Annotated in this window: 12 protein-coding genes and 2 rRNA genes (1 of these 14 only partly in view); 4 read left to right on the top strand and 10 right to left on the bottom strand. The window is 44.0% G+C overall.

Annotated elements, in window-relative coordinates; all coding sequences use genetic code 11:
- Positions 1–3 precede the first annotated feature (3 nt).
- Together ACXHJ1_RS03350 and ACXHJ1_RS03355 are read left to right on the top strand one after the other, a co-directional pair.
- Positions 4–1,107 (top strand): GerAB/ArcD/ProY family transporter, encoded by a 1,104-nt coding sequence (locus ACXHJ1_RS03350; protein WP_457905600.1) that lies wholly within the window; start codon positions 4–6, stop codon positions 1,105–1,107.
- The gene (locus ACXHJ1_RS03355) at positions 1,100–2,299 is read left to right on the top strand and encodes a Ger(x)C family spore germination protein (RefSeq protein WP_457905601.1); all 1,200 of its coding nucleotides are present in this window, start codon (positions 1,100–1,102) and stop codon (positions 2,297–2,299) included. The genes ACXHJ1_RS03350 and ACXHJ1_RS03355 overlap by 8 nt, the downstream gene beginning before the upstream one ends.
- A 121-nt stretch (positions 2,300–2,420) precedes the next feature.
- Here ACXHJ1_RS03355 and treR read toward each other — a convergent pair whose 3' ends face one another.
- The 4 genes from treR to ACXHJ1_RS03375 form a co-directional block, all read right to left on the bottom strand.
- Positions 2,421–3,170: a trehalose operon repressor gene (treR, locus tag ACXHJ1_RS03360; protein ID WP_031462828.1), complete on the bottom strand. Its 750-nt coding sequence runs from the start codon at positions 3,168–3,170 to the stop codon at positions 2,421–2,423.
- A 75-nt stretch (positions 3,171–3,245) separates the two neighbouring features.
- Positions 3,246–5,210 carry a PTS system trehalose-specific EIIBC component gene (treP, locus tag ACXHJ1_RS03365; protein ID WP_457905602.1) on the bottom strand — a complete coding sequence of 655 codons (1,965 nt, stop codon included), beginning with the start codon at positions 5,208–5,210 and terminating at the stop codon, positions 3,246–3,248.
- 105 nt (positions 5,211–5,315) lie between these two features.
- On the bottom strand, positions 5,316–7,043 hold the full coding sequence (gene treC, locus ACXHJ1_RS03370; RefSeq protein ID WP_457905603.1) for an alpha,alpha-phosphotrehalase: 1,728 nt from the start codon (positions 7,041–7,043) through the stop codon (positions 5,316–5,318).
- 277 nt (positions 7,044–7,320) lie between these two features.
- Positions 7,321–7,902, bottom strand: a complete 582-nt coding sequence (locus ACXHJ1_RS03375; protein WP_016818396.1) for a LysE family transporter — start codon at positions 7,900–7,902, stop codon at positions 7,321–7,323.
- A gap of 111 nt (positions 7,903–8,013) precedes the next feature.
- Between ACXHJ1_RS03375 and ACXHJ1_RS03380 the strand changes: the two genes are divergently transcribed.
- On the top strand, positions 8,014–8,568 hold the full coding sequence (locus tag ACXHJ1_RS03380; RefSeq protein ID WP_457905604.1) for a helix-turn-helix domain-containing protein: 555 nt from the start codon (positions 8,014–8,016) through the stop codon (positions 8,566–8,568).
- 118 nt (positions 8,569–8,686) lie between these two features.
- Here ACXHJ1_RS03380 and ACXHJ1_RS03385 read toward each other — a convergent pair whose 3' ends face one another.
- From ACXHJ1_RS03385 to ACXHJ1_RS03400, 4 genes are all read right to left on the bottom strand, one after another.
- Positions 8,687–9,256 (bottom strand): maltose acetyltransferase domain-containing protein, encoded by a 570-nt coding sequence (locus ACXHJ1_RS03385; RefSeq protein WP_457905605.1) that lies wholly within the window; start codon positions 9,254–9,256, stop codon positions 8,687–8,689.
- A gap of 25 nt (positions 9,257–9,281) precedes the next feature.
- Positions 9,282–10,466 carry an MFS transporter gene (locus ACXHJ1_RS03390; protein ID WP_457905606.1) on the bottom strand — a complete coding sequence of 395 codons (1,185 nt, stop codon included), beginning with the start codon at positions 10,464–10,466 and terminating at the stop codon, positions 9,282–9,284.
- Positions 10,467–10,844: 378 nt separating this feature from the next.
- Positions 10,845–12,530 carry a dihydrolipoyl dehydrogenase gene (lpdA, locus tag ACXHJ1_RS03395; RefSeq protein WP_457905607.1) on the bottom strand — a complete coding sequence of 562 codons (1,686 nt, stop codon included), beginning with the start codon at positions 12,528–12,530 and terminating at the stop codon, positions 10,845–10,847.
- A 58-nt stretch (positions 12,531–12,588) separates the two neighbouring features.
- Positions 12,589–13,029 carry an OsmC family protein gene (locus ACXHJ1_RS03400; protein ID WP_016818391.1) on the bottom strand — a complete coding sequence of 147 codons (441 nt, stop codon included), beginning with the start codon at positions 13,027–13,029 and terminating at the stop codon, positions 12,589–12,591.
- 314 nt (positions 13,030–13,343) lie between these two features.
- On the opposite strand from ACXHJ1_RS03400, the gene ACXHJ1_RS03405 reads away from it, so the two are divergent.
- Positions 13,344–13,652, top strand: coding sequence for a MarR family winged helix-turn-helix transcriptional regulator (locus ACXHJ1_RS03405; protein WP_230877404.1), 309 nt, complete (start codon positions 13,344–13,346; stop codon positions 13,650–13,652).
- A 254-nt stretch (positions 13,653–13,906) separates the two neighbouring features.
- Here the strand turns inward: ACXHJ1_RS03405 and rrf are convergent.
- Together rrf and ACXHJ1_RS03415 are read right to left on the bottom strand one after the other, a co-directional pair.
- Positions 13,907–14,023: ribosomal RNA gene (rrf, locus tag ACXHJ1_RS03410) — 5S ribosomal RNA — on the bottom strand.
- Positions 14,024–14,169: 146 nt separating this feature from the next.
- A 23S ribosomal RNA gene (locus ACXHJ1_RS03415) occupies positions 14,170–15,823 on the bottom strand (it continues 1,274 nt past the right edge of the window).

Raw genomic sequence — 15,823 nt, forward strand, 5'->3', positions numbered from 1 at the left:
ACTGTGTTTAGACACTCTGATGATAAGATCACAACGAAGCAGGCGGCTGTATTCCTGACCAATACCGTATTGGGCGCAGGGATCTTGACGCTGCCGAGAGGTGTAACTGAACAGGTACAGACTCCTGATGCATGGCTTTCTGTCCTCATCGGTGGAGGTATTGTCATACTCGTCATCTGGGTCATGGTGAAGTTAAGTCAAAAGTTTCCTGGAAACACCATATACCAATACTCCAGAAGAATTGTAGGCACTGTTCCGGGAGGATTCTTAAGCGTGCTATTAATTATTTACTTTATTATCATAGCCGGATTTGAGATCCGTGTGTTAGCTGAGGTAACCGTATTTTTCCTGCTGGAAGGCACACCCATCTGGGCGATTGTGATTCCATTCATCTGGGTAGGGAGTTATTTGGTTTTTGGAGGTATTAATTCCATCGCACGGCTGTACCAAATTGTACTTCCGATCAGTCTCTTCTTTCTGCTTCTCTGTTTTGTCTTTAGCTTAAGAATTTTCCAAATTGATCATCTTCGTCCCGTATTGAGTGATGGAATTTTCCCCGTCATCAAGGGGCTGAAATCGACTATTCTTGTCTTTGCCGGATGTGAAGTCGTCATGACACTGGTCGCTTTTATGCAGCAGCCCGAAAAAGCATTTAAGGCCATGGCAGTGGGCATCAGTATCCCTTTAATTTTGTATTTTTTGACTGTATTTATGGTGATCGGCGGGCTATCAGTAGATTCTACGGTGACAAGTACTTGGCCTACCATTAATTTGATGCGAAGTTTTGAGATCCCCGGATTTCTTTTTGAACGTCTGGAGTTTCCATTGCTAGTGATCTGGGTGATGCAAATGTTTTGTAATTTCTGCAGTTTTTTCTTCAATGCATCCTTAGGAGTCTCACAAGTGTTTGGTCTTAAATATCGCTATGCGATTTTCGGTTTAATTCCGCTTATCTTTATCTCCACCATGACTCCTATTCGTATGATGGAAGTGTTTAGTCTCGGTGACGCGATTGGATACATGGGGATCATATTATTTTTGATGATACCGGTATTCCTCTCCATCGTGTTTATGATCAGGAAGAAGGGATTGAAGCAAAATGTGTAGACGATCTATCCTATCCTTGCTGCTTGCCTTCATTCTTCTGGTCACTCAAGTAGGCTGCTGGAGCAGTAAAGAAGTAGAGGAACTTAGCATATATACAGGATTGGCTCTCGACCAGGGGGAGCTCACTCCATTGGAACAGGAACTGGAGAAGAAAGGCAGCCGTTACTTCAAGAAAAATAAAATTACGGCCAGTGTACAGATCGTACCCAAAAAATCATCTGGAAGCGCAAGTAATCAAGGCGGAGGAGGGGGACAAGAGCCAAACTATAACAACATAACTGGCACCGGAGATTCATTGCTTGAAATCTTCCGACAACTCTCTCTCCGTTTGGATCGCCCCGTGATTGGCCACCATCTCAAGGTCATGGTGGTTTCCACCGAACTGGCAAAACAGCAGACGATGCAGCAATTGATGGATTTTGTGCTACGAGATAACGATATTCGTCCGAGTTGTATGGTTTTCTTAAGTAAGGAACGAGCAGCCAACACCTTAGTTACCAAATACAAGGGCGAAATCCCATCCATTCATATTCTGAATATGCTTCGTAACCATTTCAGAACCAGCAAAGTCATGAGGGGAGTCAATTTGTCTGAATTGGATGGATTAATGCACTCCAAAAAAAGCTATACATTGCAAAACATCACTATGTCCGACGGTGAATTAGAATTTTCAGGTGCCGGCATTATTAAAGGAGAAACCGGTCACTGGGTTGGTACTTTGGAACAACAAGACGTGGAGAGCATTGGATGGATTAAGGGCGATGTTGAGGGTGGAGCTGTCAAAACGTATGACAAGCGGAATGAGGCCATAACTTATGAAATCAAATCGGTAAAAAGCAAAATAACAACTAAAGTGGCCGATGACGATGACATCTCTTTTCACGTAAAAATTGAATCCAAAGGACGGTTAATTGAAAACTGGGATGATACGATAGACCCGACTGAGACGCGAAACATGAAAGAAGTTGAGCAAGAGTTCGAAAAACAAGTGACTAGAAGGATTAAGTCCCTTATGCACAAATTACAATCCGAATATAAAGTCGATGTTGCCGGTTTTGGTGAACATTTGAACATTGAAAAACCTCAGATTTGGAAAAAAGTAAAAGATGATTGGGATTATAAATTCAGTAAAATCCCTGTAACCTTCGATGTTAAGCTAACCATTACGGATCTAGGTTCCTCAGCCGAATAGTCAACATCTACTCAAATTTGTCCTGGATTCAAAAAAGAACCCCTCTTCTTTAGAAGAGGGGTTTCCCACCACATTGAAATATTCCAATTTAATCACTCGTTCTTGGGTCAACTCTAATGGGTCAGCTTAAAAACTCAGATTTTCTCTCTTCACCATGAGAACGTCTGGCAAAATCGACGAATTGAAATTTATCCAGCCGATGCCTTGATTCGGTATACTGGAACAATGTGGTGTCTTCCAAATAAACATAGTTACGGACTACAACCACATGAGTATAGTTTTGGAGGTCCATCAGCTTACGGTCTTCTTCATCTGCATCTTCTACAGAAACGATCTTTTTAGCATAACTGATTTGAAGATGGAGCTCCCCTTCCAGGTACTCGTAGATAGATTCACGACTAATTTCCTCGGTAAGCACGGGGACAATGTCTGATCGAAAGTAGTCTTTATCCAGTATGACACATTCACCTTCTATTTCACGTGCACGAATGACTTTCCAGACCAAATACTTGTCTTTGTCAATCTCAAGATGAGTAGCTATATCATCTGGAACGGGAATCAACTGATTTTCATGAACAATCGTTTGTGATTTACGCCCAATACGCTCAGACATTTCTTTGAAACTGACCAATCCCCCTATGGGAAAATCCATCCGTCCTATATCCAGAACAAAAGATCCTTTAGCCTTTATTTTATGGATATACCCATTCTGTGCAAGCAAGTGAAGTGCCTTACGCACGGTCTCACGAGAAGTGTCATACTCCCGGGCCAATTCATTTTCAGAGGGCATTTTCGAACCAGGAGCCAATTCGCCTGTCTGGATTCGTCCCGAGTACTCTTGATAAATTTGCAAAAATATATTCTTAGTCAATTTTCATCACCACGTTTATTGTAGCATTCTTTCACTGACCAGGTTACTAAAATAGGTTAGCAGGATGAATCTGACTTAATCCGTTTTGTTTGATGAAGAATTCAAATGAATTTTCATTAAGACATATTGCAAATCGTTCGCCTCACCCGGCAATTCCTCAACTGATTCAATCATATTCTGCCCATCGGGGACAATAACCGGTGTAATGATGGGATATCCCGATTTCTGGATCAGCTCACGGTCAAATTCCATCAGTAGCTGGCCCTGCTCCACGGTTTGACCTGTCTCCACATGCATGGTGAATCCTTCTCCCTTCAATGACACCGTGTTGATTCCTACATGTACCAGTATCTGTACACCTGTTGGATGCTCCAAAATCAAGGCATGTTTGCTTTTCACCATGATGTGAATGACTTTTCCACTGAAAGGGGCAAGAATCCGACCATCCTTCGGTTCCACGGCAATACCTTGCCCCATCTGCCGTTCGGCAAAAGCCGGATCAGGAACCTGCTCCAATGGCACCACATGCCCCAATACCGGGGTCTTTACTTCAAGCACATCCAGTGCAGAATTCTGACGGCCCGAATCTTTCTGTACGGAGTCGTTAGCTGGTGTAGCAGGAGTCTGACGGCGTTTACTTAGCAGTTTCCCATACATGAAGGTTAAAGCGAACGGTACAATCAATACAATTGCCATCCCGATGAAGAATACGCCCCAGTTGTTTGGGAAAATGGATAGGAAGCCTGGAATCCCTCCTACACCAATGGAAGAAGCCAACACATGATTTACGGTGAGCAGTATACCTGCGATACCGGAACCGATCATTCCAAATACAAACGGATATTTATACCGGATATTCACCCCGAATATGGCAGGCTCGGTCACACCCAGAAAAGCAGACACAGAAGAGGTAAGAGCCAATCCTTTTCCCTTTTGCTCCTTCAATACCAGCATCATGGCCAGTGCTCCGGCCCCCTGAGCGATATTGGACAGTGCCAGCATCGGCCATAGGAACGTGCCACCCTGCGTACCAATTAATTGCACGTCCACCGCCAGGAAAGTATGGTGCATTCCCGTAATGACCAGCAAGGAGTAAAAGCCTCCATAAATCAAGCCACCCAGCGCTGGAGCCAAATCGAAAACGTATACAAGACCAGACGTAATTGCATTACCAACCATAAAAGTAACCGGACCGATCACTGTAAAAGCAAGAAATCCTGTAATTAACAATGTAATCGGAGCTACGAGCAACAGCTTAAATGAATCCGCTATCTTCTTATTGAGGAATTTCTCAATTTGTGCGAGCACGTAAGCGGATACCAAAACGGGTAGAACCTGTCCCTGATAACCAATCTTGTTCACGTGCCAGCCAAACAAATCCCACACCGGAACGGTTCCTTTGGTAACGGCATCCGCATAACTGTATGCACTTAGCAGATCCGGATGAACCAGAATCAAGCCTAGTACAATCCCGAGTAAAGGACTACCGCCAAACCGGACAACAGCCGACCATCCAATCAAGGCAGGTAGAAATGTAAAAGCAGTGCTGGCAATGGTATTAATGATTGCTGCAAAGTCGGTCCATTGAGGGTAGACCTGAACCAGAGACATTCCTTCGAAAAAGATTCCATTGCCTGTCAAAATATTATTGATCCCAAGTAATAAACCTGCAGTCACGATCGCGGGCAAAATGGGAATGAAAATATCTGCCAGTGTCTTGATGGCACGCTGAATCGGGTTTTGTTTTTTACTAGCGGCGTTTTTAACATCGTCCTTAGAAGCCCGACTGCCTCCTGTAATGGAGATCATTTCGTCATATACCTTATCCACCAGACCTGGACCAATCACGACCTGATACTGTCCTTGTGAAGAAAATTGGCCTTTGACCAGATCATTTTGTTCGAGTGCTTCTTTATCGACCAGCTTATCATCATAAAGGGCAAATCGCAGACGAGTTACGCAATGCGTAGAGGCCTCTATGTTGTCTTTACCACCAACGGCTTTTATAATGTCTTCCACCTGTGCTCTTTCAATCGCCATCTAGTCCACTCCCTCGACGTTTGCTCATTTTTAAAGCAGCACCCCGGCTTAAAAATAAATGTACTACCGGGGTACTACTAGATGTTTCCATACTATTCACTAAGGTTAACGAACAATCCACATATAGGAAGCATACGGAGTCAAAGAGACCACCTGATTTAGCTGCGGAGCGTGCTGGGTATTACCGATTAAAAGCCCAGCCGCAACCCCGGCTTGATTATCTAATGATGAATAAAATGAATCCGGTATACGGAACTGTACATCCTGCCCGCTAAAATTAGAGATGACGACCAAAGTCTCCTGTTCATTGTTGCGTTGATAGGCATAGACCTGAGGGTGGGCTTCATCCAAGCGTTGATAATCCCCATCGGTGATGACCTGTACCGTCTTACGCAGATGAATCAGCTTTCGATAATGATTATAGATCGAGTTCGGGTCCTCTAACTGGGACTGAACGTTGATATGTGGATATCGTTCATCTACCTTAATCCAAGGCGTGCCTGTAGTGAAACCTGCATTGCGAGTATTATCCCACTGCATGGGTGTCCTCGAATTATCACGGGACCGCTCTCGAATGATATCCAACGCTTCCTCTGCGCTTTTGCCTTGCTCCTGCAAGATACGATACATATTCAGCGATTCAACATCCCGAAACTCTTCAATATCTGACCACTGCGGATTGGGCATTCCAATCTCTTCACCTTGAAATATATAAGGTGTTCCCTGAAGTCCATGTAGCGTGGTGGCCAGTAGCTTGGCGCTTTCCACATGGTATTCACCATCATCCAAAAAGCGAGAGATCGCTCTTGGCTGATCATGATTGTTAAAAAACAATGCACTCCAGCCGCCACCCTGTTGCATGCCAATCTGCCAATCCGAAAATAGCCTTTTCAGCATTTCAAAATCATAAGGCATGAGTTCCCACTTTTGCCCATTAGGATAATCCACCTTCAAATGATGAAAATTAAAGGTCATAGATAATTCTTTTCTCTCTGGATTGGAATAACGGATACAATGATCCAGTGAGGTGGAGGACATCTCCCCTACAGTGACGCTGTTATATGTTGAGAATACTTTCTCATGTAATTCATGAAGGTATTCATGCACATGCGGACCATCCGTATAATACTTACGCCCGTCCCCAGGAGCCGTGCTTCCATCATCGTCCGAGAATTGCCGATCCTTGGAGATCAAATTAATGACATCAAGTCGGAAGCCACTAACTCCCTTCTCAGCCCAAAACTCCAGCACATTAATAACTTCTTGGCGAACTTTGGGATTTTCCCAGTTTAAATCCGCCTGCGTCTTATCAAACAGTGTCAAGAAGTATTGGTTTGTCGCCTCGTCATACTGCCAAGCCGGTCCACCAAACTTGGAAATCCAGTTGTTCGGAGGTCCTCCATCGGGTGCTGGGTCACGCCAGATATAATAATCCCTGTACTCATTATCCTTAGAAAGCCGCGCCTGCTGAAACCAGACATGTTCTGTGGAAGAATGGTTAACCACGATGTCGATCATCAAGTGCATCCCACGCGCCCGAATTTCCTGACTCAATTCTTCAAAATCTTGCATTGTTCCATAATCAGGATTAATCCGGCAATAATCGGCTACATCATACCCGTTATCGCGCTGTGGCGAGACATATACAGGCTGCAACCAGATAATATCAACACCCAGTCCTTGCAGATAATCCAGCTTTTGTGTCAGACCTCTTATATCACCGGTTCCTTTGCCCGTCGTATCGTTAAAGCTTTTGGGATAAACCTGATAGACGACCGATTTGCGCCACCAGTCTTGATCTTGAGGAATTAAAGCCTTGTTCATTGCTTCCACTCATGCTCATTCCTTTCTTACGAAATGAAGTAGCGTAAAAGAATTTAATATAACGCTTTCAACTTCTTGTATATACAAGATTAAATCATGTATATACAAGTTGTCAATATACTTTATGTATTAAGGTAATACCCGTTTTACTGCTAAATGATCAGGAAACTCATCCATTCTGTCCGATTGTATTTCATGACTCTTTCAATAAACTCTATTTCACACGAAAAAGGCTCCTGCTTATAAGTCAGGAACCCATCTTTTAAATCATGAATACGGTATTTATTTAAATCCATATAGATAGTGCGCTATAAAGGAGCAATAAGGCCATTATGATATTGAAGGAGCGCTCATATTTATTCAAAAAGCGTTGAAACATGGCGCCGAAAATCGCCCAGCACATGACAGCTACAAAACCAATACAGGTCAGGATTAACGAGATCGTTATCATTGTCATATATGACACATCATACGGCATTACAAACGTTGAAATGACCGTAATACCATACAAAATGATTTTTAAATTGATAAATTGCAGCAGCAGTCCCGATTTGAAGGAATATCCTTCATTGTGGTCATTATCCTCCGAAGTAGATTTGCTCTTTGCTATTTTTACTGCCAGGTAAAGCATGTACAGACTACCAAGAACATTCATCCAGATTTTAACCCGAGGCAAGAAATGATATAAAGCTAGATTAAAATAGCAGGCTAACAGCATAATAGCGAAACAGCCTGCTGTTATTCCCAGTAAGAATGGAAAAGCTCTCTTCAAACCTAACCGCCTGGCACTGTCCAATGACATAATATTGTTGGGGCCTGGCGTAAAGCTAGTAACCAGTACATAAGATAAAAATGGAATAAACGGCATGCAACAATCAACTCCAGTGTGTTATAATTGAATAAAATGTGCGTTGAAACGCACATTTGTACTTCATGATTGTACATCATGTTCTTTATATAGCACAAGAGGGGCGAAGAAATGATGGAGAATATTAATTTGATTTTAAGTAAAAATCTAAAACATCTAAGAAATGAAAGAAAATTGAGTTTAGATAAATTAGCTGGCCTGACGGGGATCAGTAAAACGATGCTCGGCCAGATTGAACGCGGAGAATCTAATCCTTCGATTACAACGGTATGGAAAATTGCGAACGGTCTGAAAATATCATTCACTGCTCTGATTAGCGAACCGCCTGCCGATGCCATAGTCGTTCCTAAAAGCAAAGTACAAGTGCTTGAAGAAAGCAATCACTATCGCTTGTATCCGTTTTTCCCCTATGAAGGAAATAGAAATTTTGAGGTCTATACCGTAGAGATTGAACCAGGTGGGGAACTGAGTTCTGCCCCACACCGTGAGGGTACTGAAGAATTTATTACCGTATTTGAGGGTGAAATGGTGGTAAAAGTTAGCGAAGAAATGTACACGGTGAAAGCTGGAGATTCGATCCGCTTTAAAGCAGACCGTCCACATATATACTATAATTCGAGAGAAACACTGGTACGCATGAATATGATCATTTATTACTCTGTATAGTTCAATTCTTAAAGAGCATACATGTAAAAGCCCTTAAATTAAATGATCCTATTAAAATAAGGAGCTCTTTTAATAGGATCATCGGTACAAATATTAAATGATTAGACCTGTATAGTGTTTAGGAGATTTCAATTTGCTTAATTATTCGTGCTGGATTTCCAGCTACAACTACATTATCTGGAACATCCTTGGTTACTATTGCTCCTGATGCCACTACGACATTATCGCCTATCGTAATACCGGGATTAATAACAGCTCTACCGCCGATCCATACATTGTTACCAATCGTTACAGGCTTTCCATACTCTGCCCCAGCGATTCTTTCAAATGGATCAATGGGATGAGTCGCTGTGTAAATATGCACTCCTGGGGCCAAAAAACAATTATCTCCAATACGCACCTCACAAACATCCAAAATAGTACAGTCGAAGTTGGCATAGAAATTTTCCCCAACATGGATGTTGTATCCGTAGTCACAGCGTATGTTGGGTTCCATGTTTATATTTTCGCCCGTTGATCCGAAAAGCTCCTTAAGTAACTTTTCACGATAATCGCTATCCGCCTCCGTCGTCTGATTAAAGAGACGTACACATCTTCTCGCATACTCTCTTTCACTTGTTAATTGAGGATCAACAGCTACATACAGCTCCCCATCCAGCATCTTTTGTTTTTCCGTTTTCATAGACATGTAACAATCTCCTTTATATTTTAATTCATTTTTTTTCTCTCATCGCCACAGGCTGGGCAGCACCCGATATCAAACCAGCCACCATAACGCCAATAAGCACTACAATTAAGGCATGCAGGAGACCCACCTGTTCACCTATAAGCCCTAATCCCGGAGGACCCACTAGAAAGGCAATATAACCAATTGTGGCTACGGCTCCTACCCGGATAGCTGAACCACGAGGGTCATCTCCTGCAGCTGACAGGCCGACAGGAAAACCAAGTGAAGCTCCAAGCCCCCACAGCAAGATACCCAATCCAGCTAAGAGATCATGCTGCCCCCAGATCACTAGAGTAATACCCACAGCAGCCAGGACAGCACTTCCTTTCAACACGGGGACGCGGCCGTATTTATCCAGTATAAATCCACCCGTGAAACGTCCAATGGTCATCGCTGCCACAAATAAACCATACATATAGGAGCCTGTTAAGGAGTCCACGCCATAACCATCTACCATCGTTAGCGGCAGCCAGTCATTCGCGGCCCCTTCTGCAAACGCCATCCCGAGCACGATGATACCAATCAGTAGGATTCGCCTTTCTTTCCAGACAGCAAGCTGAACCTTGATATTAGATCCAACCTTGTGCGTAGAAATAACCTTTTCTTTACCTGTATCGTGGGGCAAATAACGATACAAATACAAAGTTACCGTGGCAATCATGGCAGCCATAGCTCCAAAATGAATTACAACAGGTATGTGTAGTGCAGCTGCTCCAGAACCGATGACAGCCCCTACAAGGGTCCCCAAACTAAACGAACCGTGAAAGGCGGGCAAGAGCGTTTTATTCAACTGATTTTCTACCGCAGAACCTTCGACGTTAAGAGCTACTTCTGCTGTGCCATAGCCACCACCAAAGATGACCAAACCAACAAACACGATGCTCGTGAGCGAAAATGCAGTTCCCAACCCTACAATGACAAAACCAATCACAATCAAAAGCGCACTTCCCAGAATGACCGACCGTCCACCTATACGAGAAATAACATTGCCCGCACTAAGTAATCCCAATAAGGAACCCGCGGCTAATCCAAAAATAATAATCCCCATTTCGGCAGTCGAGACATGCAAAATATCCCGTATGACAGGCGTGCGGGACACCCAGGAAGCAAAAGCTACACCCGGTAGAGCGAATAACAAAAATAAAATATTACGAACTATCCTAGGATTCATGGAGGGTTCTCCTGTCATCAATGAGCTCCTTAGCAAGACTTTTTATAAATCTTTTAATAAGTAGTATTATAATATATTATTCGGATCGCATCCAGCACTTTTTTGTCAAAAATACCTGGGCAGTATGATAAGCTGAGGGCAACGGCCTCCAGTTTTTAGTGCTTCATCATTACAAGCTTTTTCTCCATCCCCCAGGGCCAGTTCCTACAATAATGGATCTGTACAGTTCTCTTCCTTCGTCAATCCTCTTCGCTTTCTCCCCAAAAGCATTATGATGACCAGTTTCGTATATGTACCTTACATGAACATCCAATAATAAAAAAGGAATGCTTCCTTGTCCGCTTACTCAGACTAGAAGTATTCCTTTTATTTTTGATATTACGCTTGATGGAGCGCTCCAATGCTAAGGCCAAACGCGGCTTCGTGAATCACTTCTCCTGTCGTTGGATGAGCAAAAACGGTTTGCATGATTTGCTGCTCCGTCAGTTCATTGGCAATCGCCAATGTCAGGCTACTGATTAAAGATGATGCATCTGGACCAATGATCGATCCACCCACAATTTTTTGTGACACATTATCCTTTATCAATTTAATAAAGCCTTCCGATTCATTCATCGTTAATGCTTTCCCATTGCTGGAGAACGAAACTTTGCTTACACGGAAATCCATTCCCTCTTGCTTGCATTGATCCTCTAATATACCAACACTTGCGATTTCGGGTGAAGTGAAGATGACATTGGGAATGGCAGCATAGTGCATACCTTCCGATCCACCCATGATGGCATCAATAGCCGTGATCCCCTGATGGGAGGCGACATGGGCAAGCTGCATAATATCCGTCACATCACCAATCGCATAGATATGTTCGACGTTTGTACGCATATATTCGTTAACAGCAATGCCTTTCCCACGCTCATTGCGCTGGATACCCGCTTGTTCAATATCCAGTCCGTCCAAATTGGGCTCACGTCCGATTGCAACAAGCACTTTCTCGCTAACTAACAAATGCTCACCTTGTTTGTTTTCATAGGTGACAATAGCCTGTCCATCGTCCGCTTGTTGGATTTTAGATACCTTGGATTGGGTATGGATATGAATCCCAGCATTTTCTGCCGAATGTTTAATTTCTTCTGAAATATCACTGTCAACCATGGTCAACAAACGATCCATAAATTCTACCACGTGAACCTCTACGCCGAAATTACGATAAATGAAGGCAAACTCCATACCAATCACACCACCGCCAATAATCGTAATACTTTTTGGTAGTTCAGTAGAGGCAAGGGCATCGGTGCTATTCATTACAAAAGGAAGATTGATGCCGGGAATATTCACTTTGGTAATTTTGGAGCCTGTCGCAATAATGATATCTTTTGCTGTAACCTGGTAATGTCGTTGTCCTTTGACGCTTACTTGTGTGGCAGATAAAAAGGCAGCTTGACCGCGAATAATTTCAATATTATTTTTTTCCATTAAATAATCAATACCCGAAATCAACTTTCCTTTGATCTCATCTTTACGACGAATGACTTGTTTCATATCGACTTGAAGATCTGTTCCCGCATGAATACCAAACAAAGACGATTCCTTGATATGGTGACAAATCTCAGAAGACTTCACCAGGGATTTAGTTGGAATACAACCTACATTAAGACAGGTGCCACCCAATTCCTCTTTTTCCACCAAGGCCACCTTTATTCCTTTTTTAGCGGCATAAATCGCTGCCACATACCCTCCAGGTCCGGCTCCAATAATTAGCAAATCCACGTTCTTATCCACTATAGGTTGTTCCACCTTGATAGCCTGTGATGCTACTGTAGACGTCCCCTCTTCGATAGCAGCTTCAATTGTAAATAAGACCTGATTAGAGGATACTTCGTCGCCTTCTTCAAAGTGGATTTTACTAATACTTCCTTCGACATCTGCTGTAATTTCTCGAACACCTTTGCCTGTCTCAACCTCAAGAAGTACATCCCCAATGGAAACGTTCTGTCCGAGCTGGACGTGATTTTTGCTAGCTTTCCCTTTTTTTCCTCCAGGGATCATTGACATTTTAACTTCCATAATTCTCAAACTCCTTCACGACCAAAAGAGAATTCCTTGAGCCCTTTTAGCGAAAAATTTAATGTCTGACTACGCCTGCTTGTACCAATTTAACCCCATTAGCCAAACAATCCCCAACCGGACAAGTCTTTTCGACAAACGCTGCAAAAGCTTCTGCTTTTTCTTGGCTCTCTGTCGTTTTAAAGTGCATGGCAAAACGTATTTCCTGAAATCCACATCGAACATCCGCTAACCCCATGAACCCATCCGGGTCCAAATCTCCTTCCAGCTCTACATGGAATTCTTCATATGAGAAACCAAAGCCTTCGGCAAAAGCAGCAACAACGATCGACTGACATGCACCAAGCGCACACAGCAGTGCTTCAACCGGATTCATCGCTTTGTCGGTTCCACCAAAATCTTCAGGCTCATCCATCACAATTTTGAACCCTCTGGATTGAGCTTCCACTTGCAACCCTTCAGGTAGTTTTTTTGCAGTAGCTTTAAATGTAGTTAACATAAATATAACCTCCCGTTTACTTTGTGAAATAAATAACTTTGTTCAGGGAAATTGTAGCACTCTTAGTTTCGAAAATCAATAGTTAGCTAAGTAATTTTTTTAGTTGTTAGTATCTGATATGATGAAAAGTACAAAGGTCTGTTATACTTAAGTTGATGTATAAGAAATATAGTTCAGTTGAATGGGTTGGTGTGGCCATGTTTAACTTAGAGGATTGTCTTGCTTTTATTACCAATCGTAGTGGAAAAATCTTTTCGGAAGCCTTGGAGAAAGAATTTCGACCTTATAACATTACTAGGAGTCAATGGATTGCGATGTACTATATCAATACACACAAATCCATGACTCAACGGGAACTCGCAGAAGAATTGTCGATTAAGGAGCCAAGTGTAGTGCGGCTGCTACAAAAACTAGAAGCCGAAGGATATTTACTTCGCAGTATTGATGATGCAGACAAACGAATGAAACAAATTCAATTATCCGATCTTGGTACGCAGGTTTGCCTTAAGCTTCTGCCGATTGCTGAGAAGTTTAAGCAAGACACCATTGCTGGGATCTCTCAGGACGATCTTCATATCTTTGAGAGTGTGCTTCAGAGAATGGTTGATAACACAAGGAAATAACAAGTATAGAAAAACGACCAAGGAAGGTACTTCTCTTGGTCGTTTTTCTTATAAAGCACGCATGTAATTGCTGGTTTACACTTCTATACTTACTGGAAAAGTAGAAGTAAATGGTTAAGTAAGCACAGGAGTAGTGGCACATGAATATCTTACTGTTTTTTTCATAAAAAAGTGCGTAAATGAAATCGCATTTCTAAGATCGGTTTAATTCCAAAAAAATACACACCCCATAATGGAATGTGCCTTTTTTTCTTGCTTGGCAACGTCCTACTCTCCCAGGACCCTGCGGTCCAAGTACCATCGGCGCTGGAGGGCTTAACGGTCGTGTTCGGGATGGGTACGTGTGGAACCCCTCCGCTATCGCCACCAAACATGAATTTGCCTCGCAAATTCTTTTTCAGGAATCAGCATCGCCAAATGCTGTGTGTTCGCTTGCCTCATATAAGCTACTCGAACTTATACGATGCAATGCTTACACCCTGAAAACTGGATCCGAAACTTCATTGCGTCTTATCTTTAGGATAAGCCCTCGACCGATTAGTATTGGTCAGCTCCATGCATTACTGCACTTCCACCCCCAACCTATCTACCTCGTCGTCTTCAAGGGGTCTTACATACTGGGAAATCTCATCTTGAGGGGGGCTTCACGCTTAGATGCTTTCAGCGCTTATCCCTTCCGTACATAGCTACCCAGCGGTGCTCCTGGCGGAACAACTGGTACACCAGCGGTACGTCCATCCCGGTCCTCTCGTACTAAGGACAGCTCCTCTCAAATTTCCTACGCCCACGACAGATAGGGACCGAACTGTCTCACGACGTTCTGAACCCAGCTCGCGTACCGCTTTAATGGGCGAACAGCCCAACCCTTGGGACCTACTTCAGCCCCAGGATGCGATGAGCCGACATCGAGGTGCCAAACCTCCCCGTCGATGTGGACTCTTGGGGGAGATAAGCCTGTTATCCCCAGGGTAGCTTTTATCCGTTGAGCGATGGCCCTTCCATGCGGTACCACCGGATCACTAAGCCCGACTTTCGTCCCTGCTCGACTTGTAGGTCTCGCAGTCAAGCTCCCTTCTGCCTTTGCACTCTTCGAATGATTTCCAACCATTCTGAGGGAACCTTGGGGCGCCTCCGTTACTCTTTAGGAGGCGACCGCCCCAGTCAAACTGCCCACCTGACACTGTCCTCGTACCGGATCACGGTACCAAGTTAGAACCTAGATACGATCAGGGTGGTATCCCAAGGATGCCTCCTCTCAAGCTGGCGCTCAAGATTCAACGGCTCCCACCTATCCTGTACAGATCGTACCCAAATTCAATATCAAGCTGCAGTAAAGCTCCATGGGGTCTTTCCGTCTTGTCGCGGGTAACCTGCATCTTCACAGGTATTAAAATTTCACCGGATCTCTCGTTGAGACAGCGCCCAAGTCGTTACGCCATTCGTGCGGGTCAGAATTTACCTGACAAGGAATTTCGCTACCTTAGGACCGTTATAGTTACGGCCGCCGTTTACTGGGGCTTCGGTTCATAGCTTCGCTCTTACGAGCTTACCACTCCCCTTAACCTTCCAGCACCGGGCAGGCGTCAGCCCGTATACTTCGCCTTGCGGCTTCGCACAGACCTGTGTTTTTGCTAAACAGTCGCTTGGGCCTTTTCACTGCGGCCCCCTCGGGCTATTCACCCTACCGAGGCACCCCTTCTCCCGAAGTTACGGGGTCATTTTGCCGAGTTCCTTAACGAGAGTTCTTCCGCGCGCCTTAGAATTCTCTTCTCGCCTACCTGTGTCGGTTTGCGGTACGGGCACCTTCTCCTGGCTAGAGGCTTTTCTTGGCAGTCTGAGATCATGACCTTCGCTACTATAATTTTCGCTCCCCATCACAGCCCAGCCTTACGATGTGCGGATTTGCCTACACATCAGCCTCACTGCTTAGACGGACATCCATCAGTCCGCGTCACTACCCTACTGCGTCACCCCATCGCTCATCACGGATTACGGTGGTACAGGAATTTCGACCTGTTGTCCTTCGACTACGCCTATCGGCCTCGCCTTAGGTCCCGACTTACCCTGAGCGGACGAACCTTCCTCAGGAACCCTTAGGCTTTCGGCGGATCTGATTCTCACAGATCTTTTCGTTACTCATACCGGCATTCTCACTTGAATGCAGTCCAGCG

Source organism: Paenibacillus sp. ALE2 (genome assembly GCF_054113385.1).